17 protein-coding genes are annotated in these 19,405 nt (G+C 63.1%); 10 read left to right on the forward strand and 7 right to left on the reverse strand.

What is annotated here, in order from left to right; genetic code table 11:
* Window positions 1-134: 134 nt before the first annotated feature.
* The 10 genes from pedF to SB756_RS06860 all read left to right on the forward strand — a co-directional run bounded on the left by pedF (window position 135) and on the right by SB756_RS06860 (window position 11,372).
* Window positions 135-596, forward strand: a complete 462-nt coding sequence (gene pedF, locus SB756_RS06815) for a cytochrome c-550 PedF (protein ID WP_410910488.1) — start codon at window positions 135-137, stop codon at window positions 594-596.
* A gap of 5 nt (window positions 597-601) precedes the next feature.
* On the forward strand, window positions 602-1,477 hold the full coding sequence (locus SB756_RS06820; protein ID WP_341795894.1) for a substrate-binding periplasmic protein: 876 nt from the start codon (window positions 602-604) through the stop codon (window positions 1,475-1,477).
* Between the two features lie 95 nt (window positions 1,478-1,572).
* The gene (locus SB756_RS06825; protein WP_341795893.1) at window positions 1,573-2,334 is read left to right on the forward strand and encodes a quinoprotein dehydrogenase-associated SoxYZ-like carrier; all 762 of its coding nucleotides are present in this window, start codon (window positions 1,573-1,575) and stop codon (window positions 2,332-2,334) included.
* A gap of 40 nt (window positions 2,335-2,374) precedes the next feature.
* Window positions 2,375-3,307, forward strand: coding sequence for a quinoprotein relay system zinc metallohydrolase 1 (locus SB756_RS06830; RefSeq protein ID WP_410910489.1), 933 nt, complete (start codon window positions 2,375-2,377; stop codon window positions 3,305-3,307).
* A gap of 164 nt (window positions 3,308-3,471) precedes the next feature.
* On the forward strand, window positions 3,472-5,259 hold the full coding sequence (gene pedH, locus SB756_RS06835) for a PQQ-dependent alcohol dehydrogenase PedH (RefSeq protein WP_341795891.1): 1,788 nt from the start codon (window positions 3,472-3,474) through the stop codon (window positions 5,257-5,259).
* A gap of 140 nt (window positions 5,260-5,399) precedes the next feature.
* Window positions 5,400-6,920, forward strand: coding sequence for an aldehyde dehydrogenase family protein (locus tag SB756_RS06840; RefSeq protein WP_341795890.1), 1,521 nt, complete (start codon window positions 5,400-5,402; stop codon window positions 6,918-6,920).
* A gap of 168 nt (window positions 6,921-7,088) precedes the next feature.
* Window positions 7,089-7,160 carry a pyrroloquinoline quinone precursor peptide PqqA gene (gene pqqA, locus SB756_RS06845; RefSeq protein ID WP_010455123.1) on the forward strand — a complete coding sequence of 24 codons (72 nt, stop codon included), beginning with the start codon at window positions 7,089-7,091 and terminating at the stop codon, window positions 7,158-7,160.
* A 143-nt stretch (window positions 7,161-7,303) separates the two neighbouring features.
* Window positions 7,304-8,467 (forward strand): alcohol dehydrogenase-like regulatory protein ErcA, encoded by a 1,164-nt coding sequence (gene ercA, locus SB756_RS06850; protein WP_341795889.1) that lies wholly within the window; start codon window positions 7,304-7,306, stop codon window positions 8,465-8,467.
* Window positions 8,451-10,121 carry a NahK/ErcS family hybrid sensor histidine kinase/response regulator gene (locus tag SB756_RS06855; protein ID WP_016500215.1) on the forward strand — a complete coding sequence of 557 codons (1,671 nt, stop codon included), beginning with the start codon at window positions 8,451-8,453 and terminating at the stop codon, window positions 10,119-10,121. The genes ercA and SB756_RS06855 overlap by 17 nt, the downstream gene beginning before the upstream one ends.
* Before the next feature lie 636 nt (window positions 10,122-10,757).
* Window positions 10,758-11,372, forward strand: coding sequence for a hypothetical protein (locus SB756_RS06860; RefSeq protein ID WP_341798895.1), 615 nt, complete (start codon window positions 10,758-10,760; stop codon window positions 11,370-11,372).
* Between the two features lie 209 nt (window positions 11,373-11,581).
* Here SB756_RS06860 and dsdC read toward each other — a convergent pair whose 3' ends face one another.
* The 7 genes from dsdC to SB756_RS06895 form a co-directional block, all read right to left on the reverse strand.
* The gene (gene dsdC, locus SB756_RS06865) at window positions 11,582-12,520 is read right to left on the reverse strand and encodes a DNA-binding transcriptional regulator DsdC (protein WP_410910490.1); all 939 of its coding nucleotides are present in this window, start codon (window positions 12,518-12,520) and stop codon (window positions 11,582-11,584) included.
* 35 nt (window positions 12,521-12,555) lie between these two features.
* Window positions 12,556-13,905, reverse strand: coding sequence for a D-serine ammonia-lyase (locus SB756_RS06870; RefSeq protein ID WP_341795887.1), 1,350 nt, complete (start codon window positions 13,903-13,905; stop codon window positions 12,556-12,558).
* A 34-nt stretch (window positions 13,906-13,939) separates the two neighbouring features.
* Window positions 13,940-15,283: a gluconate:H+ symporter gene (locus SB756_RS06875; RefSeq protein ID WP_341795886.1), complete on the reverse strand. Its 1,344-nt coding sequence runs from the start codon at window positions 15,281-15,283 to the stop codon at window positions 13,940-13,942.
* A 139-nt stretch (window positions 15,284-15,422) separates the two neighbouring features.
* Window positions 15,423-16,559: an MFS transporter gene (locus SB756_RS06880; protein ID WP_049274391.1), complete on the reverse strand. Its 1,137-nt coding sequence runs from the start codon at window positions 16,557-16,559 to the stop codon at window positions 15,423-15,425.
* A gap of 321 nt (window positions 16,560-16,880) precedes the next feature.
* Window positions 16,881-17,603: a peptidase gene (locus tag SB756_RS06885; protein WP_410910491.1), complete on the reverse strand. Its 723-nt coding sequence runs from the start codon at window positions 17,601-17,603 to the stop codon at window positions 16,881-16,883.
* Window positions 17,604-17,675: 72 nt separating this feature from the next.
* A complete protein-coding gene (locus SB756_RS06890) occupies window positions 17,676-18,455 on the reverse strand; it encodes a transglutaminase N-terminal domain-containing protein (protein ID WP_016500208.1) in 780 nt (259 codons plus the stop codon).
* Window positions 18,452-19,402, reverse strand: coding sequence for an alpha-E domain-containing protein (locus SB756_RS06895; RefSeq protein WP_016500207.1), 951 nt, complete (start codon window positions 19,400-19,402; stop codon window positions 18,452-18,454). The genes SB756_RS06890 and SB756_RS06895 overlap by 4 nt, the downstream gene beginning before the upstream one ends.
* Window positions 19,403-19,405 lie beyond the last annotated feature (3 nt).

Raw genomic sequence — 19,405 nt, forward strand, 5'->3', positions numbered from 1 at the left:
TTCGCCACAAGCCCTACTACCAAGGGAGTAAGGCCCGGCCACCAAAGCAGCATTCGAGCGCCCGCAGGCTGTTTCTAAGATGGCGGCACGGCCTCTGTGGTTGAGGCTTTGCGTGCAATGGTGAGGGCATAACAATGACAACAAAACACAATGTGTTGCTTGCTGCAGGGCTGCTGGCTGCAGCGGTGCTGACCGGTACGGCCTGGGCCCATGGCAACGTAGTGCCCCAGGCGGTGGAGACCAAGGGCCTGACCCCGATCAAGGACGCCGGTGTAAGCCTGGACGGCGACGGCTGGGCGGCAGTAAACCCTTACCGCAGCTCGCCGGAGCACGACAAGGCCGTGGAAATCGGCGCCTCGGCCTACAACCAGAATTGCGCTGCCTGCCATGGCCTGGAGGCCAAGTCCGGCGGTATTGCCCCCGACCTGCGCATGCTCGATGCCGGTGACGCCGGGGATGAATGGTTTGTCGAACGGGTACGCCATGGCGCGGTCCGCGATGGCCGTGTGTACATGCCGAAGATGGCCGACTACCTCAGCCAGGAAGCCCTGTGGGCGGTGCGCACCTACCTGGACAGCGTGCACGTCGAGGAGTGACGGCCATGCGTCTGTTTGCCGTGTGGCTTTGTAGCCTGCTGCTGTGGTGCGCGACGGCCCAGGCGCAGGTGCGCAACTACGACGCGATCATCGCCGCTGGCGAACTGAAGGTGGCGGTGTACAAGGATTTCGCGCCCTACAGTTTCGAGGACCACGGCAAGCCCCGGGGTGTCGATGTGGAGCTGGCGCAGGCGTTGGCGACCGCCTTGGGGGTGCGCTTGCAACTGATCTGGGCGCCGGCCGGGGAAAAGCTTGACGATGACCTGCGCGATTACATCTGGCGCGGCAGCCCGCTGCGCCACCAGCAGTTGGCCGACCTGATGATGAGGGTGCCCTACGACCACGCCTACGCGCAAAAACGCAACGAACTGGGCGAGCTGGAAAACGCGCAGGTGGTGATGTTCGGCCCTTATCAGCAAGAGCGCTGGCAAGTGGCCTACGACCAGCGTCGTCTGAAGTCGGTGGCCAGTGTGGCGGTGTTCCAGCAGCATCCGATCGGGGTCGAGGTGGACAGCGTGCCTTCGTTCTACCTCACTTCGGTGTTCAACGGCATGCTCAGTGCCAAAACCCGTCATTACCCCGGTGTACAGCAGGCGTTTGAAGCAATGAAGGCCGGCCAGGTGGACGCGGTGATGGCGATGCGTGGCGAAGTTGACTGGCAGCTGCACCAGGCCGCCGACCCGCAACTGGCCCTGGCGGAAAACGCCTACCCCAACCTGGGCAAGCAGGCCTGGGAAATCGGCATGGCTGTCCATGAAAGCAACCGTCAGCTGGCCTATGCCGTGGAAGAAGCCCTTGAGGCGATGATCCGCGATGGCCGGCTCAAGGCGATGTATGCAGCTTACGGCCTGCGCTACGAGGTTCCGGAGATGTATCAATAGCGGGGCACACACCTTCCCTGTGGGAGCGGGCATGCCCGCTCCCACAGGGCCTCGCTGAATCAGTGGCTTATGTGTTGTTCAATCAGGAGCAGGCCATGAACTGGCGAGCGACTTTCCTGCTGGCCTGCTGGATACCCTGGTCAGCCCAGGCTGCCATCCCAGCCCCCCAGACGGACCCGGTGCCCTCGGTGATGTGGGACTTCTACCACAAGCAGCTGCTGGGCCAGGCCGCGTTCGTCTTCGATGACCGGGTCAAGCTGCTGGCGCCGCCCTTTGCCGAGGACGCACGGCAGGTGCCGCTGGAAATCGACGCCCGGGCATTCGCTGGCGAGGTGGTGCGGATAATCGCCTGGGCCGAGCTCAACCCATTGCCGCGCATTGTCGACTTTCAGCCCGGCGAGCACGTGTTGCCGTGGTTGTCGATCCGCATCCGCATCGAACAGGCCACGCCGCTGCGCGCCGCCGTGCTGACGCGCGACGGCCTGTGGCACGTCGGCTCGACCCTGATCGATGCCGCCGGCGGCGGCTGTACCGCGCCCAGCGTGGTGCGCACGCAGCCTGGCTGGGAAGAGCACCTCGGTGAAGTGCTGGGCGGGCGCTACCCGCGTGGCGACAGCAGCCGCTTGCGCCTGCAGGTGGCCCACCCGATGGACAACGGCCTGGTCAGCGGTATTCCCGAGTTCTTCCTCAACCATGCCGAGTTGCAGGACGCGAAAGGCCAGCGCCTGGCCAGCCTTGAGCTGTACCCGGCGGTCAGCGAAAACCCCAGCCTGGGCTTCGATATCCAGGGCGCCGGGCCGACCCGGCTGCTGTTGCAGGACAACAGCGGCAACCAGTTCGAAGCGGCAGTGCCCTGAGCCCATTGCCCGATTTCACCCCTGACCAGAGGCGCTCTTCATGCGTTGGATGATGCTGTTGCTGCTGTGCCTGGGGCTGCCGGCCCAGGCAGACCTGGACTATCGGCTTGTGCCCCGGCAGATTGCGGAGGGTACCTGGCTACTGGAGGGCAGCACCGACAACTTCGCCAAGGCCAATGGCGGCAATATCGTCAATACCGCGTTCATTGTCACCGACAGCGGTGTGGTGGTGATCGACAGCGGGCCGTCGAAGCGTTACGGCGACGCGTTGCGCCAGGCGATTGCCGCCACCACCGAAAAGCCGGTGCTGGAAGTGCTGCTGACCCATCATCACCCTGACCATGTACTGGGCAACCAGGCCTTTGCCGATGTGCCTATTGGCGCCTTGGCCGGTACCGGCGACTTGCTGCGCCAGCAGGGCGAGGCCATGGCCGAGAACATGTACCGCCTGGTCGGCGACTGGATGCGCGGCACCGAAGTGGTGCTGCCTACCCAGGTGCTGCAGCCGGGTATCCACGAGGTGGGCGGGCACCGCCTGCGGTTGCTGGAGCTAGGCGGGCATACCGGCGCCGACCTGGCGATTCTGGATGAGAAGACCGGCGTGCTGTTCGCTGGCGACCTGGTGTTTTACGAGCGTGCCTTGACCACCCCCAACAGCCCGGGGCTGGGGGTGTGGCAAAAGGACCTGGACACCCTGCAAGCCTTGCCCTGGAAGCTGCTTGTGCCCGGGCACGGGCCGGTGGCCAGCGATGCCCGGCCGTTTGCACAGATGCGTGATTACCTGGGCTGGCTGGATGGCCTGATGCGCGACGGCGCGGCGCGAGGCGACGACATGGCCGAGATGATCCGCAGCCCCATCCCTGAACGCTTTGCCGGGATCACCCTGACCCGTCATGAGTTGATTCGCAGTGTCAGCCATCTGTATCCCCGCTACGAACGCCAACAACTCCAGCGGGTCGACGCCAACCCCTGATGCGATCCCCAAGGGATCGCGCTTGTCTTGGGGACGCAGCCCTGTACCAAGGAACTAGAAAACTCCGCACAGCGGGCAATTGTTGGCGAACTGGCGGCAACCAAGAATTCCCGGCACACCGGGAAATTTTCCCGGGCACAACAAAAAAACCAAAGGTAGCCGTCATGACCCGATCCCCGCGTCGCCCCATGTTCGCCGTGAGCCTGGTGCTCAGCGCCATGCTGCTTGCCGGTGCAGCCCACGCCGCTGTCAGCACTGAAGAAATCCTCCAGGACCCGAAGAACCCGCAGCAGATCGTGACCAATGGCCTGGGTGTGCAGGGCCAGCGCTACAGCCCGCTGGACCTGCTCAATGCCAACAACGTCAAGGAACTGCGGCCGGTCTGGGCGTTCTCCTTCGGTGGTGAAAAGCAACGCGGCCAGCAGGCCCAGCCGCTGATCAAGGACGGGGTGATGTACCTGACCGGTTCCTACTCGCGGGTGTTCGCCGTGGATGCGCGCACCGGCAAGAAACTGTGGCAATACGATGCACGCCTGCCGGATGACATCCGCCCCTGCTGCGACGTGATCAACCGCGGCGTGGCGCTGTACGGCGACCTGGTGTTCTTCGGCACCCTGGACGCCAAACTGGTGGCCCTGAACAAGGACACCGGCAAGGTGGTCTGGAGCAAGAAGGTGGCCGACCACAAGGAAGGCTACTCCATCAGCGCCGCGCCCATGATCGTCAACGGCAAGCTGATCACCGGCGTCGCCGGTGGCGAGTTCGGCGTGGTGGGCAAGATCCAGGCCTACAACCCGGAAAACGGCGAGCTGCTGTGGATGCGCCCCACCGTGGAAGGGCACATGGGCTACGTGTACAAGGACGGCAAGGCGATCGAGAACGGTATTTCCGGCGGCGAGGCGGGCAAGACCTGGCCCGGGGACCTGTGGAAGACCGGCGGCGCTGCGCCCTGGCTGGGCGGTTACTACGACCCGGAAACCAACCTGATCCTGTTCGGCACCGGCAACCCGGCACCGTGGAACTCGCACCTGCGCCCCGGTGACAACCTGTATTCCTCGTCGCGCCTGGCGCTGAACCCGGACGACGGCACCATCAAGTGGCACTTCCAGAGCACGCCGCATGACGGCTGGGACTTCGACGGCGTCAACGAACTGATCTCGTTCAACTACAAGGATGGCGGCAAGGAGGTCAAGGCCGCCGCCACCGCCGACCGCAACGGCTTCTTCTACGTGCTGGACCGCACCAACGGCAAGTTCATTCGCGGCTTCCCCTTCGTCGACAAGATCACCTGGGCCACCGGCCTGGACAAGGACGGCCGGCCGATCTACAACGAGGCCAGCCGCCCAGGCGCACCCGGCAGCGAAGCCAAGGGCAGCTCGGTGTTCGTCGCCCCGGCGTTCCTCGGCGCCAAGAACTGGATGCCGATGGCCTACAACAAGGACACCGGGCTGTTCTACGTGCCCTCCAACGAGTGGGGCATGGACATCTGGAACGAAGGCATCGCCTACAAGAAAGGCGCGGCGTTCCTCGGCGCCGGCTTCACCATCAAGCCGCTCAACGAAGACTACATCGGCGTGCTGCGTGCCATCGACCCGATCAGTGGCAAGGAGGTGTGGCGGCACAAGAACTACGCGCCGCTGTGGGGCGGGGTGCTGACCACCAAGGGCAACCTGGTGTTCACCGGCACGCCGGAAGGCTTCCTGCAGGCCTTCAACGCCAAGACCGGCGACAAGGTCTGGGAATTCCAGACCGGCTCCGGCGTGCTTGGTTCGCCCGTGACCTGGGAAATGGACGGCGAGCAATACGTGTCGGTGGTCTCCGGCTGGGGCGGCGCGGTACCGCTGTGGGGTGGCGAAGTGGCCAAGCGGGTCAAGGACTTCAACCAGGGCGGCATGCTCTGGACTTTCAAGCTGCCCAAGCAGCTGCAGCAAACGGCCAGCGCCAAGCCGTAAAGCAGTGGCCTGAGGCAAGCAGCCCTACTACCAAATGACGAGAGCCCCGCTGCCAACGATGCATTCGCCTGGCACGCGGGGCTTTTTACCATCGGTCCATCGCCTGTCGTGGGACAGGCATCGACCCGCAGAGGCTCAGCATGATCTACGCACAACCCGGAACCCCAGGCGCCGTCGTGTCCTTCAAGCCACGTTATGGCAACTTCATCAATGGCGAGTTCGTGCAACCGTTGGCTGGCCAGTACTTCACCAACAGCTCGCCGGTCAATGGCCAGCCGATTGCCGAATTCCCGCGTTCCACTGCCCAGGACGTCGACCGCGCCCTGGACGCCGCACACGCAGCCGCCGAAGCCTGGGGCAAGACCTCGGTGCAAGACCGCGCCCTAGTGCTGCTGAAGATTGCCGACCGTATCGAACAGAACCTGGAAGTGCTGGCCGTCACCGAAAGCTGGGACAACGGCAAGGCGGTGCGCGAAACGCTCAATGCCGATGTGCCGCTGGCAGCGGACCACTTCCGCTATTTTGCCGGTTGCATCCGTGCCCAGGAGGGCGGCGCGGCCGAAATCAACGAAGGCACCGTGGCTTATCACATCCATGAGCCGCTGGGCGTGGTCGGGCAGATCATCCCGTGGAACTTCCCGCTGCTGATGGCCGCCTGGAAGCTTGCCCCGGCCCTGGCCGCCGGCAACTGTGTGGTGCTCAAGCCGGCCGAGCAGACGCCACTGTCGATCACCATTTTTGCCGAGCTGGTGGCCGACCTGCTGCCGGCGGGCGTGTTGAACATCGTCCAGGGCTTCGGCCGTGAGGCCGGCGAGGCCTTGGCCACCAGCAAGCGCATCGCCAAGATCGCCTTCACCGGCTCCACCCCGGTGGGTTCGCACATCATGAAATGCGCGGCCGAGAACATCATCCCGTCCACCGTCGAACTGGGCGGCAAGTCGCCGAACATCTTCTTCGAAGACATCATGCAGGCCGAGCCCGCGTTCATCGAGAAGGCCGCCGAGGGCCTGGTGCTGGCGTTCTTCAACCAGGGCGAGGTGTGCACCTGCCCGTCACGGGCACTGATCCAGGAATCGATCTACGAGCCATTCATGGCCGAGGTGATGAAGAAGATCGCCAAGATAACGCGGGGCAACCCGCTGGACACCGAGACCATGGTTGGTGCCCAGGCTTCAGAGCAGCAATACGACAAGATTCTGTCCTATCTGCAGATTGCCAAGGAGGAGGGCGCGCAGCTGCTCACCGGCGGCGCTGCCGAGCGGCTGCAGGGCGACCTGGGCAGCGGTTACTACATCCAGCCGACCCTGCTCAAAGGCAACAACAAGATGCGTGTGTTCCAGGAAGAAATCTTCGGCCCGGTGGTGGGCGTGACCACCTTCAAGGACGAAGCCGAAGCGCTGGCGATTGCCAACGACACGGAGTTTGGCCTGGGCGCCGGCCTGTGGACCCGCGACATCAACCGCGCCTACCGGATGGGCCGCGGCATCAAGGCCGGCCGCGTGTGGACCAACTGCTACCACCTGTACCCGGCCCATGCAGCGTTTGGCGGCTACAAGAAGTCTGGCGTGGGCCGTGAGACCCACAAGATGATGCTCGACCACTACCAGCAGACCAAGAACCTGTTGGTAAGCTACGACATCAACCCGCTGGGCTTCTTCTAGACCGCGTCGCGGCCTTTTCGCGGGCATGCCCGCGAAGAGGCCGGCACAGGAAACAAAATCCCCTACCAACGCACCCTGCAAGCTCCTTCCAAAGTAGCATTCGGCCCTGGCTCCCCCCGTGCATTAATGCATCTACCGGACTCCCCCGGCACAAGAAGAGGACTGCCCATGTGGAATAAACCTGCCTTTACCGACCTGCGCATCGGCTTTGAAGTGACGATGTATTTCGCCAACCGTTGATGTGCCACCCGGCCATCACTACGGTGGCCGGTTCCTCTGACTGCCCGTGGCTGAGCCAGTGCTGCTCATTGGTCTGGTTGCTTTCGCTGCGGGATGCTTTACGCTGGCGGTTACCTTTCAGAACAATAAGAACAGGCTTGCCAATGAGCCAGAGTTTCAGCCCGCTTCGCAAGTTCGTATCGCCTGAAATCATCTTTGGTGCCGGATGCCGGCATAACGTCGCCAATTACGCGAAAACCTTCGGTGCCCGCAAGGTGCTGGTGGTCAGCGACCCGGGCGTGATCGCCGCCGGCTGGGTGGCGGACGTAGAGGCCAGCTTGCAGGCCCAGGGCATCGATTACTGCCTGTATACGGCCGTGTCGCCCAACCCGCGGGTCGAAGAGGTGATGCTCGGCGCCGAGATCTACCGGCAGAACCACTGCGATGTGATCGTCGCCGTCGGCGGCGGCAGCCCGATGGATTGCGGCAAGGCCATCGGTATCGTGGTGGCCCACGGGCGCAGCATCCTCGAATTCGAAGGCGTGGACATGATCCGCGTGCCCAGCCCGCCGCTGATCCTGATCCCGACCACGGCCGGCACCTCGGCGGACGTTTCGCAGTTCGTGATCATCTCCAATCAGCAGGAACGCATGAAGTTCTCCATCGTCAGCAAGGCGGTGGTGCCGGACGTGTCGCTGATCGACCCGCAAACCACCCTGAGCATGGACCCGTTCCTGTCGGCCTGCACCGGTATCGATGCGCTGGTGCATGCCATCGAAGCCTTTGTTTCCACCGGCCACGGCCCGCTGACCGACCCCCACGCGCTGGAAGCCATGCGCCTGATCAACGGCAACTTGGTGGAGATGATCGCCAACCCGGCCGATATCGGCCTGCGCGAGAAGATCATGCTGGGCAGCATGCAGGCGGGGCTGGCGTTCTCCAACGCGATTCTGGGCGCGGTTCATGCCATGTCCCACAGCCTGGGCGGCTTCCTCGACTTGCCCCATGGCTTGTGCAACGCCGTGCTGGTGGAGCACGTGGTGGCGTTCAACTACAGCTCGGCGCCAGAGCGCTTCAAGGTGATTGCCGAGGTGTTCGGTATTGATTGCCGCGGCCTCAACCAGCGGCAGATCTGCGGGCGCCTGGTGGAGCACCTGATTGCCCTGAAGCACGCCATCGGCTTCCATGAAACCCTGGGCCTGCACGGGGTGCGCACCGCGGACATTCCGTTCCTGTCGCAACACGCGATGGATGACCCGTGCATCCTCACCAACCCCCGCGCGTCGAGCCAGCGTGATGTCGAGGTCGTTTATGGCGAGGCCCTCTGACGAGCAGCAGCGGGCACTGGCCGGGCTGTTGGGGCTGGGCGACCACTCCGCACGTAAAAGCCATTACCCGGAGCTTTCCGCCCGCCTGGACGAGCTGGAGGCCGAGCGCAACCGCTACAAGTGGCTGTTCGAAAATGCCGTGCACGGGATTTTCCAGGCTAGCCTGCAGGACGGCATGCGTGCCGCCAATCCGGCGCTGGCGCGCATGCTGGGCTACGACGACCCGCAAGCGGTGCTGTTTTCCCTGACGGACCTGGCCGCCAACCTGTTCGACGGCGGTGCCGAGGAGTTGCAGGCGATTACCGCGATCCTCGCCCGTGAGCGCAGCCTGCACGGCTATGAAACCCGCTTGCGGCGCAAGGACGGCAGCCACCTCGATGTGCTGATGAACCTGCTGCTCAAGCCCGGGCAGGAAGGGCTGGTGGAGGGTTTTGTCGCCGACATCACCGAACGCAAGCTGGCCCAGCAACGCCTGCAACAGCTCAATGACGAGCTGGAGCAACGGGTTGCTGCGCGTACCGATGAATTGCTGGAGGCCCGCGATGCTGCAGAAGCTGCCAACCGCAGCAAGGACAAATACCTGGCCGCCGCCAGCCATGACCTGCTGCAACCGCTGAACGCCGCCCGCCTGTTGATCTCCACCTTGCGCGAGCGGCCATTGCCAGAGGCCGAGCACGTGCTGGTGGAGCGTACCCACCAGGCCCTTGAGGGCGCCGAAGACTTGCTGACCGACCTGCTGGACATTTCCCGGCTCGACCAGGCAGCGGTGAAGCCGGACGTGGCCGTGTACCGCCTCGACGAGTTGTTCGCACCACTGGTTTCGGAGTTCCGCTCGGTGGCCGATGCGGAAGGCCTCAAGCTGCATGCGCGCATCCCGGATTGTGCCATCAGCACTGACCTGCGGCTGATGACACGTATCCTGCGCAACTTCCTCAGCAACGCCTGCCGCTACACCGACGAAGGCCGGATCTTGCTGGGGGCAAGGCGCCGGGGTGGTCATTTGCGGCTGGAAGTGTGGGATACCGGGCGGGGTATCGCCGAAGACCGGCTGCAGGCGATCTTCCTTGAGTTCAACCAACTGGACGTCGGCCGCGCAGCGGATCGCAAGGGCGTGGGGCTGGGGTTGGCCATCGTCGAGCGGATTGCCAAGATTCTCGGCTACCGGATTGAGGTACGTTCGTGGCCGGGGCGTGGCTCGGTGTTCAGCATCGAGGTCCCGCTGGGTAAAGAGGTGCCGCTGGCCGCTCACCAGGCTGTGCCGCTGCCAAGCGTCGGCAACCCGCTACCGGGCCGCCGGCTGTTGGTACTGGACAACGAAGTGAGCATCCTTGAGAGCATGGGCGCGCTGCTTGGGCAGTGGGGCTGCGAAGTGGTGACCGCGACCGACCAGGCAGGTGCTTTGCTGGCCTTGCAGGGGCAGGCCCCGGAATTGATCCTGGCCGACTACCACCTGGACCATGGCGTGGTGGGTTGCGAGGTGGTCAGGTATTTGCGTGAGCATTTTGCGGTTGCCATACCGGCGGTGATCATCACCGCCGACCGCAGCGATCAATGCCGGCGGGGCTTGCAGAAACTGGGGGCGCCGCTTTTGAACAAACCGGTCAAGCCTGGGAAATTGCGCGCGGTATTGAGCCAGTTGCTACAGGAGCATTGATTGCGCAGGGCTCATTGGGGGCGCGATTACTGCCTTTGCCCGAAGCCTGCGCTGTACCTGTGGGAGCGGGCTTGCCCGCAAAAAAATGAAATGGGGTGGCGCTGTACACCCCCCTGATTTGGAGTTGCCCTGCGAACAACGAAGTAGAGCCGTGAAGGCCCGTTGCAAAGTTTGGATCCAGTGATCAAAAACTTTACCGTTCGGTCAGCTTGCAAGAAGCTAGCAAACTAACTAATGCGGCTTTAAATACCGCTGGTCGGTGCTTTTGCCCAAGAAATGAACGATTTCACTGTTGATGGCTCATATTTGCCAGCAGGTGTATTCGCATGAGTTGCACTTGGCACCTTCCAGGAAGTTATCAACCTTAAAACGCATGTGCGCCGCAGGGATGCACATGGGGATTTTTATTGTCTCTGATCATGGAGTAACGCCTATGCCAAACCGAGGCTCAACGGTTGAGCCGCTGTGTATTCAAGTTTCAATCCGCTGTTTCAATTAACGATATGAATGGGGGCTTGCCGCTGCGACCACGCCGTTCGCACGCCTGTAGCAAGGCCCGCTAGCGCTAATGCATTACGTGGAGAATTCGACGTGGAGTTTAATACAATTATTAGCCTGTTCGGGCAGAAAGAATCCATGGAGCTGGTGCGGTTGTCAGTTATTTATGTTCATTTGCTGGCCTGCTGCGTTGCCATCGGGCTGGTATTTGCCAGCGATGCCGAGATGGTCAGGGACTTGTTGAAGGGGCATCAACCGGCCGGGCATGACGGTAGGCATATGGCACGTTTGCAGAAGTCTGTAACGAACGCCTTGATGTTCTTGTGGCTCACCGGGGCTGCCGTCATCGGTGTCGACTACCTTGAAAAAGGCGTGAGTTACTTTGCCAATCCGAAACTTCACGCCAAAGTTATTATTGTCCTGTTGCTGACATTCAATGGCATGTTGTTGCACCGCTATGTCTTGCCGGCATTACTCAAGGCGGGCTCTTTGCTTGACCTGAATATCGGCGTGCGCATGTTTGCACTGTTCTCCGGCGCATTGTCCGGTGTGTCCTGGTTATATGCGGCAATGTTGGGTGTCGGTCGGCCGCTGGCCTGGAAGTATTCGCTGACCGAGTTGTTGCTGGCCTATCCCGTCATGATCCTGCTCGGCTTTGCCCTGATGGCCGCACTGACCCAGTGGGCGCGAAAACGCACTATGGCCAAAGCGACGCAAGCACCTGTCTGGCCGCTGGCGGGCATTCCTTGCTGATCGCTTGAGCCACGTCTGTGAACGCAGAACGCTGCGAACCTGTAACGTTCGCGGCGTTGTTGAGGCTTTGGACATGACACCGGCTGAACTGGCCCCGTTTGTTCCTCATCCAGCCGGTGTGCCACAACCCTACCGGCTCGGATATCTCCCCGGCCGTTTGCCCAGTGTATCCGCGCCTGACCCAGTCCTTGGGCCTGCACTGGCCGCTCCTACAGGTCAGTGCAGGCTTCTTTCACGAGCCAGTCGATCAACACCTGCAGGCGTTTGGGCATCGGGTCATGATGCGGGTAGACCAGGTAATAGCCATAGTTGGGGGTGTCGACGAAACCACCGAACGGCAAAACCAGCTCACCTCGTGTAATGCCATCCTTGACCAGCTGTTCGCGGCCAATGGCGATGCCTACGTGATTCAGCGCGGCGAGCGTGCACAGGTCGGAGCGATCGAATGTGAGGAATCGGCGCGGGAGGCTGATACCCGTACCTGTGGTGTTGGCCCAGAGCTGCCATTCTGCATCGAATGCAGCGTTGTCCCAGGCCGCTACGTCATGCAAGGCGGTGCAGTGATCCAGCGGGTGCAGGTCACCGGTCAGTGCATGGGTTTCTGCATAACGGGGGGAGCACACCGGGGCAATCCGCTCGTCCATCAAGTGGATGCTCTGCAACCCCGGATGATGGCCATCCGAATAACACAGGACCAGGTCGATCTTGCGGGTGCGGTAATCGATGCTCTCGTTGCCCACCCTGATATCCAGCTGGATATCAGGGTAGCGGGCAGTGAACTGCGCCAGCCGCGGCACCAGCCAGCATTGTGCGACGGACGGGCGCACATACAACGTCAACTGGCCGGCGATTTCGGCGTGAGCACGTTCCTGCACGGCTTCGCTTAACTCATCCATGGTCCGTTGCATGACCGCGAACAGGCGCTCGCCGTCTTCGGTGAGGCTGACCTTGCGCGGCATGCGGTGGAACAGCTTGAGCGCCAGCTCATCTTCCAGGCGATTGATGCGATGGCTCACGGCACTGGCGGTCAGGCACAGCTCATCGGCGGCGCGCGAGAAGCTCAAGTGGCGTGCCGCCACCAGAAAGACATGCAGGCTGCCCAGGTGCGAGCCATTGAGTTTCACGGCGCCGCCGCCGGGCTTTTTCATTGATCAATCCTTCCTGCGCCGTTAGCAGATTGCGGTTACACGTTTGCCTGCAGGCTGCGCCCTTTCGCCAGATAGGCGTTGAATTCATCGTCCGGCACCATGCTGCCACCCGTCCCCCAGACGAGGTGGGTAGCCTGCTGCAGCTGGGTTGGGGTGAAGCCCTGGCGAGCCAGGTACTCGCCTGCTTGCAGCACCCGCAGCATACCGGGTACGCCGGCCAGGGCAGAGGGTTCCAGTTTGACCTTGTCCTGCTCATGGGCGATGACCATCAAGCGGTACAGTTCTTCGTCGGTCACGGTGTAGTAACCATCGATCAGGCGCTGCATGGCTTTGCCGACAAACCCTGATGGGCGCCCGACCGCCAGGCCGTCGGCAGCGGTGATGTTGTCGATGCCGAAGTCCTGCACGCTGGTTTCATCGTGCAGGCCGGTATAGACACCCAGCAGCATGCAGGGGGAATGGGTGGGCTCGGCGAAGATGCAGTGCACCGCATCGCCGAATACCAGCTTCAGCCCGAACGCAACACCGCCTGGGCCGCCCCCTACGCCGCACGGCAGGTACACGAACAATGGATGATCTGCGTTTACCTGGATGCCCGCCTGGTCGAATTGCCGCGCCAACCGTTCGGCGGCCACGGCATAGCCGAGAAACAGCTGTGGGGAGTTTTCGTCGTCGACAAAGTAACAGCTGGGGTCTGATGCCGCCTGCTGGCGGCCTTGCTCGACCGCCACGCTGTAGTCGGAGGCGTGTTCGACCACCGTGACGCCGTTGGCCCGCAGCTTGTCCTTCTTCCATTGCCTGGCGTCAGACGACATGTGCACGCTCACCTGGAAGCCCAGCTTGGCGCTCATGATGCCAATCGACAGCCCCAGGTTGCCGGTCGAGCCCACTGCGATCTTGTACTGGCTGAAGAATGCGCGGGCCTGGTCGCTCGCCAGTTTGGTGTAGTCATCCGTGGGGGTGATCAAGCCGGCCGCCAGGGCCAGGTCCTCGGCGTGCTTGAGCACTTCATGGATGCCGCCCCGGGCTTTGATCGAGCCGGAGATAGGCAAGTCGCTGTCCGCCTTGAGCCACAGGCTGCCCACGTTCTGCAGCGATCCCTCCTGGACAAGCAGCTGGCGCAGCTGTGGCAGCGGGGTAATGTGCGACTCGATGACCCCGCCGGCCGCTGCCGTCTCGGGGAACACGGTGGCCAGGTAGGGCGCGAACCGCTGCAGCCGCGCGCTGGTGGCTTGCACGTCAGCCGCCGTCAGGCCCACGTCGCGCAGGGCTTCTGCAGCCTTGGCGATGCCAGGGTTGAACCAGCTGGTTGGCTTCAGGGCCACCAGCTCGGCGATGATCGGGTGGCTTTGTTGCCAGGCTTCCAGGGTTTTTCCGTGAATCATGATTTCACCTGTAGTGCGGTATGTGCAGAGTAGATCAGACAATCTTCGAAAGGAGCAGGGTCAGGCACAAGGCGACTACCGAGGCCAGCACTGTAGCGGCAGTGAACTTCTTCAGTGCATCACTCAGGGAAAGGCCCAGGTATTCCTTCACCACCCAGAACGCCGAGTCGGTGATGTGGGTCCAGCCGATGGCGCCCGCACCGATGGCGATCACCAGGATTTCCCGGTTGTATTCAGGGTGCTGGCCAAGGATCGGCATTACCATGCCGGCCGCGCTGATCATCGCGACGGTGGCCGAGCCGACGGCAAAGTGCATGATCCCGGCGATCAACCAGGCGAGGATGATCGGGTTGAGCTGCGTCTGGTTCAGCACATCGGCCAGTGCCTTGCCGATGCCGCTGCCCACGAGCATGTCGTTGAAGGCACCGCCGGCACCGATGATCAGCAGAATGCCGGCCAGGGGAGGGAAACAGCGCTGGGTCAGGCTCAGCAGGTGCGCCATATCCAGGCCGCGACGCAAGCCCAGCGCCCAGTAGGCGAACACCACCGACAGCGTCAGGGCAATCAATGGGCTGCCCAGGAAGGCCACCCACTCGTACAGCGCAGAGCCCTTGTCCAGGACCGTGACGGCCAACGTTTTGCCGACCATCAACACCAGTGGCAGCAGTACGGTGGTGAGTGTGATGCCGAACGCGGGCATTGCCTGCTCTTCTGCTTGAGCCACCGTGCGCGCAGACAGGAAGGCCTGCTGGGATTCGCCAGCTTCACGGCTACAGGTGAAGCGAACCCACACGGGGCCCGCGATGATAGCGGTCGGAAGGCCAACGATCAGGCCGTACAGGATGACAGTACCGATATCCGCATTGAGCATGCCGGTGATGGCTGTGGCGGCCGGATGTGGCGGGAGAATGCAGTGCACCACCATCAGCGAAGTGGCCAGCGGCACGCCGAGGGACAGCATGCTGATGCGGGTTTGCCGTGCCACCACGTAGATCAACGGAATCAGCAGGACGAAGCCGACCTCGAAGAATACCGGGATGCCGGCGATGAAGCCGACGAGCATCATTGCCCACGAGGCATTGCGTTCCCCCAGCCTGTTCAGCAGCGTGGTGGCGATGCGCCTGGCGCCTCCGGATTCCTCCAGCAGTTTGCCGAGGATACTGCCCAGGCCGATGATGCCGGCAAGAAAGCCCAGCGTGCTGCCCATGCCTTTCTCGAATGCCGCCACGATTGCCGTAGGCGCCATGCCGGTGCCGACACCGACCACCAGGCTTGCGGCCATCAAGGCCAGAAACGGGTGTACTTTGAGTTTGCTGATCATGACGACGATCAGGAGTATCGCGGTGCCCAGGACGAGTAATGAGAACGTTGGAGTCATCGTGTGGTTTTCTCTATCGCTGATCGCTTCCGTGCGAGCTTCTTGTTGGTTTGCACCCATTAGATTTCAGCGATTTGATCGACTCAAACGATCACTCCTCACCCCATAGGTGAGCCCATGTCATGCATGGCGCCAGCGCTCAATGCCGCGCCGACCAGGCACAATTCAACGCTGCCACCGCAACCGCCAGTGCCGCCCCGGCATAGGCCCAGATCGCCGGTACCTGCGGCAGCAATACCCCCGCAAGCATCGGCCCGAGCCCAGCGCCGATGTCGCGCCATATGGCATTGCCGGCCAGGGCCTGGATGCGTTGTTGCGGGTTGCGCAGGGCGACCAGTGTCATCACCAGCGGCAGTTGCAGGGCACGCAGCACCAGCACGAAGAAGGCGCCGATGAACAGCCAGTGGCTGCCAAACAGCAGCAGCGCCATCGACGTGGCCAGTGACAGCACCACCAGCATGCGCAGCGGCCCGAAGCGGTCGGCCAGGCGCCCACCGAAGGGGCTGAAGAGCATTTCGCTCAGGTAGCGCACCGCCATCAGCACACCTGCTGCCAGCACTCCGGACTCACCCAGGTGGGTTTGTGCGTAAAGCGAAAGGCCAAAGATGAACAGGCCGTCCAGGGCCACCCCTTCGATGAAGGACCAGGTGGCAATGCTGTCTGGCAGGCGCAGGCGCCGGCCACCCCGGCTGGCGACCGGGTGGCCGGTGCTGGGCAGGGCACGTGCACGCCACAGCCCGAACAGGGCACTGATGCAGAGCACGAAGAACACACTGCGCGGGCCGTAGGCCTGGGCCATCAGCGCACCCAGCGGCAGGGCCAGCATTGGCCCGATGGAGATGCTCGCCCGCGAACGCCCGGCACGCCGCGCCGCGCCTTGTGCTTCAGCGGTGGCGAGGGTCTGGGTGCTGAGGTTGAAGGTGGCGAAGCACAGGCCCCAGACCAGGCGCAGCACCAGCAGCGCGGCGAAACCGGTCAGCACCGCGTTGCCCAGTGCACACACGGCGGCGGCGAAGGCGGCGAGGCTGCAGGCCGCGCGGTCACCGTGGCGGGCATAGAAACGCACTACCCAGCCGTAGCCGATGATGCGCACCAGGCGGTTGGCCGCCAGCAGAATGCCAGCCTCGGCCAGGGTCACGCCAAAATCGGCTGCGTACATCGGCAGTAGCAGGTAGAGCAGTACGTCACTGGGCAGGCACAGGCTGAGCACCTGGGCGGCATTGCGGGAGTCTTGGTCGGCGCGGTGGGTTTGCACCGGTGTGGCAGCGGACGACATGACAGCCTCGTGACAGGGGTGAGGGGGCAGGATAACCCACGGCGTCTCGAACATTGCAATTGACGTCACTGACGTGGTCCAACTGATTGGCTCGATTCCAAGGCAAGTACCGGACCTGTAGGAGCAGCCTTGTGCTGCGAAGAGGCCATTGCAGCCAAAGATGATCTTCAGCCCTACCGGCCTCTTCGCAGCGCAAGGCTGCTCCTACCTGGTGATGCGGTAGCCTGAGTGATGGTGCAAGCCAGCTCCTTCCACTGTGGGAGCGGGTTTACCCGCGAAGAGGCCGGTACAGGCACCAGAGGATCTGAACAGTTTGCTCATTCAGCCATAAGGCGGCGCTGGCAGTTCGGCCAGCAGGGTTTTCAGACCGTCACTCCACTGCCTGCGAATCTGCTGGTAATAGGCATCGTCGCTGGTGATGCGCTGGCGCGTCATGCTTTGCAGGGTGTTGTTGCGGTACACCAGCAAGTCCAGTGGCATACCCACCGACAGGTTGCTGCGGATGGTGGAGTCGAACGAAATCAGGCCGCAGCGCAGCGCCTCATCGAGCGGTGTGCGGTAATCCAGGTTGCGGTCGAGGATTGGCCTGCCGTACTTACTTTCACCCAGTTGCAGGAACGGGGTGTCCGGCGTGGCCTGGAAGAAATTGCCTTGCGCGTAGACGTTGTAGATGGCCATGGGGCCGCCGGCTATCTGGCCGCCAACAATGAATGAACTGCTCAGGTCGATGTCGGCCGTAAGCTTGCTGCGGTCTCGGCTTACCACTTCGCGCAGGGTGTCGGCAACCAGCACCGTTGCGTCGTAGAGCGTGGCAACGTTCAGCAGGTGGGGGCCGCTGCCCTGGGTACGCTGGCGCAGCAAGTTCACCACCGACTGCGAGGTCGCCAGGTTGCCGGCGGTCTGCAGCACGATCAGCCGCTCGCCCGGCACGCGGAAGACGAACAACTTGGCAAAGGTGGAGATCTGGTCGATGCCGGCGTTGGTGCGTGAGTCGCTGATGAAGACAAGCCCGTCCTCCAGGTGCATGGCGACGCAGTAAGTCATGCGGTTTCCCTTGTGTTGCGAGTGGAGTGGTCTTGCCGCGCCGTGCGGCAAGACCGGCCTGCAGCAAACCCGTCACTGGCGATGTACGTGGACGCTGGCCTGCATGGCTTCGGCGCCACCACCGCGGCGTACGCCCCTGACCGGGCAGGCGTCCAGGTAGTCCAGGCCGACCGCCAGCTTCAGGTGACGTTCTGGCCGGGTCAGGCGGTTGGTGATGTCGAAGCTGTACCAGGCGTCGTCGACCCAGGCCTCGGCCCAGGCATGGCTGGCCAGGTGCTGTTCGTCCTCGGTGCACAGGTAACCGGACACATAGCGTGCCGGCACCCCCAGGCTGCGGGCGCAGGCCAGGAAGGCGTGGGTGTGGTCCTGGCACACGCCGGCGCCACCCCTGAACGCTTCGATGGCCGTGGTGCCCACCGAGGTGGCGCCGGGGCTGTAGGGCATGTGCTCGGCCAGGCCTTGCATCAGCCCGATCAGCGCTGCGCGGTCGCGGTGGCTGCCACATTGCCGGGCGGCGAAAGCAACCAGGGCGTCGTCGGCCAGGGTCAGGTGGCTGCCGCGCAGGAACGGCAGGGGTGACTGGCCCTCGGCTTCGTGTTCGCAGTCCGGGTCGATCTCGACCTGGCCGCGGGCGGTCAGTGCCAGGTGGCCATGGGGTTTGTCCAGGGTCAGCACATGCAGGATGTTGCCATAGGGGTCGATCTGGCCCTTGACCTTGCAGGGCAGGTCCAGTTGCCAGTCATTGATGCGCTGGCGTTCGCTGCTGCGGGGCGTCAGGCGCAGGAACTGGATGCTGTTGCTCACGTCGCTGGCGTAGCTGTAGGTGGTGTCGTGGCGGATGGACAGTTTCATACGACCTCCAGGTAGGAGTGGTGGACGGCCTGGCCCAATTGGTTGACGCGGCCAATGAAGTCGCTCAGCCACGGGTGCAACCCGGCGTCGAGTATTTCGTCGATGGCGGTGTAGCGCAGGCGCGCGTTCAGTTCGGCGGCCATGCGCTGGGCGGCGCGGCCGCTGTTGCCCGGCAGGCCGGCCAGGATCAGGTCCAGTTCCTCGATGCAGGCATGCAGCGAGCGCGGCACGTCCACCCGCAACAGCAGCAGCTCGGACACCGGCCGGGCGCTGGGTGCGCCGCGATAGATTTCGTTGAAGGCTTCATACGAGGTAAGCGCGCGCAGCAGGGCGCTCCACTGGTAATAGCCGCGGGCGGAGCTGTCGCTGACCTCTTCGGAGGCCTCGCCGAACATTTCGTAGCGCGCATCGAGCAGGCGCAGGGTGTTGTCTGCCCGCTCCAGGAAGGTGCCCAGGCGGATGAAACTGTAGGCATCGTTGCGCATGATGGTGCCGGAGGTGGCGCCGCGGAACAGGTGCGAGCGTTCCTTGACCCAGTCGCAGAACTGGCTGATGCCATAGCGGCCAAGGCCATTGCTGGCGATGTTGCGCATTTCGATCCAGGTGGCGTTGATGTTCTCCCACATGTCGGCGGTGATCCGGCCGCGCACTGCATGGGCATTGGTCCTGGCGGCCTGCAGGCAGCAATAGATGCTGCTGGGGTTGGTCGCGTCCAGGGCAAAAAAGTGCAGCATGCGCTCGGTGTCGAGCTCGGTGTGCCGGCGGATGTAGTCGTCCAGCGTGCCCGAGGCCAGCAGCGACATCGCCAGTTCGGCATGGCCGTCGCTGCGCCCGGCCTGGGGCATCAGCGACAGCGAATAGCTGACCTCGAGCATGCGTGCGAGGTTTTCTGCACGTTCCAGGTAGCGGGACATCCAGTACAAGTCGGAAGCGGTTCGCGAAAGCATGGT

This window comes from Pseudomonas sp. SIMBA_068, assembly GCF_046534705.1.
In the GTDB taxonomy this organism is placed as follows: domain Bacteria; phylum Pseudomonadota; class Gammaproteobacteria; order Pseudomonadales; family Pseudomonadaceae; genus Aquipseudomonas; species Aquipseudomonas putida.

Excerpts from the sequence above, each read along its gene's own strand:
- pedF (WP_410910488.1), top strand. The coding sequence starts at position 135 with ATGACAACAAAACACAATGTGTTGCTTGCTGCAGGGCTGCTGGCTGCA.
- SB756_RS06820 (WP_341795894.1), top strand. The coding sequence starts at position 602 with ATGCGTCTGTTTGCCGTGTGGCTTTGTAGCCTGCTGCTGTGGTGCGCG.
- SB756_RS06825 (WP_341795893.1), top strand. The coding sequence starts at position 1,573 with ATGAACTGGCGAGCGACTTTCCTGCTGGCCTGCTGGATACCCTGGTCA.
- SB756_RS06830 (WP_410910489.1), top strand. The coding sequence starts at position 2,375 with ATGCGTTGGATGATGCTGTTGCTGCTGTGCCTGGGGCTGCCGGCCCAG.
- pedH (WP_341795891.1), top strand. The coding sequence starts at position 3,472 with ATGACCCGATCCCCGCGTCGCCCCATGTTCGCCGTGAGCCTGGTGCTC.
- SB756_RS06840 (WP_341795890.1), top strand. The coding sequence starts at position 5,400 with ATGATCTACGCACAACCCGGAACCCCAGGCGCCGTCGTGTCCTTCAAG.
- ercA (WP_341795889.1), top strand. The coding sequence starts at position 7,304 with ATGAGCCAGAGTTTCAGCCCGCTTCGCAAGTTCGTATCGCCTGAAATC.
- SB756_RS06855 (WP_016500215.1), top strand. The coding sequence starts at position 8,451 with ATGGCGAGGCCCTCTGACGAGCAGCAGCGGGCACTGGCCGGGCTGTTG.
- SB756_RS06860 (WP_341798895.1), top strand. The coding sequence starts at position 10,758 with ATGGAGCTGGTGCGGTTGTCAGTTATTTATGTTCATTTGCTGGCCTGC.
- dsdC (WP_410910490.1), bottom strand. The coding sequence starts at position 12,520 with ATGAAAAAGCCCGGCGGCGGCGCCGTGAAACTCAATGGCTCGCACCTG.
- SB756_RS06870 (WP_341795887.1), bottom strand. The coding sequence starts at position 13,905 with ATGATTCACGGAAAAACCCTGGAAGCCTGGCAACAAAGCCACCCGATC.
- SB756_RS06875 (WP_341795886.1), bottom strand. The coding sequence starts at position 15,283 with ATGACTCCAACGTTCTCATTACTCGTCCTGGGCACCGCGATACTCCTG.
- SB756_RS06880 (WP_049274391.1), bottom strand. The coding sequence starts at position 16,559 with ATGTCGTCCGCTGCCACACCGGTGCAAACCCACCGCGCCGACCAAGAC.
- SB756_RS06885 (WP_410910491.1), bottom strand. The coding sequence starts at position 17,603 with ATGACTTACTGCGTCGCCATGCACCTGGAGGACGGGCTTGTCTTCATC.
- SB756_RS06890 (WP_016500208.1), bottom strand. The coding sequence starts at position 18,455 with ATGAAACTGTCCATCCGCCACGACACCACCTACAGCTACGCCAGCGAC.
- SB756_RS06895 (WP_016500207.1), bottom strand. The coding sequence starts at position 19,402 with ATGCTTTCGCGAACCGCTTCCGACTTGTACTGGATGTCCCGCTACCTG.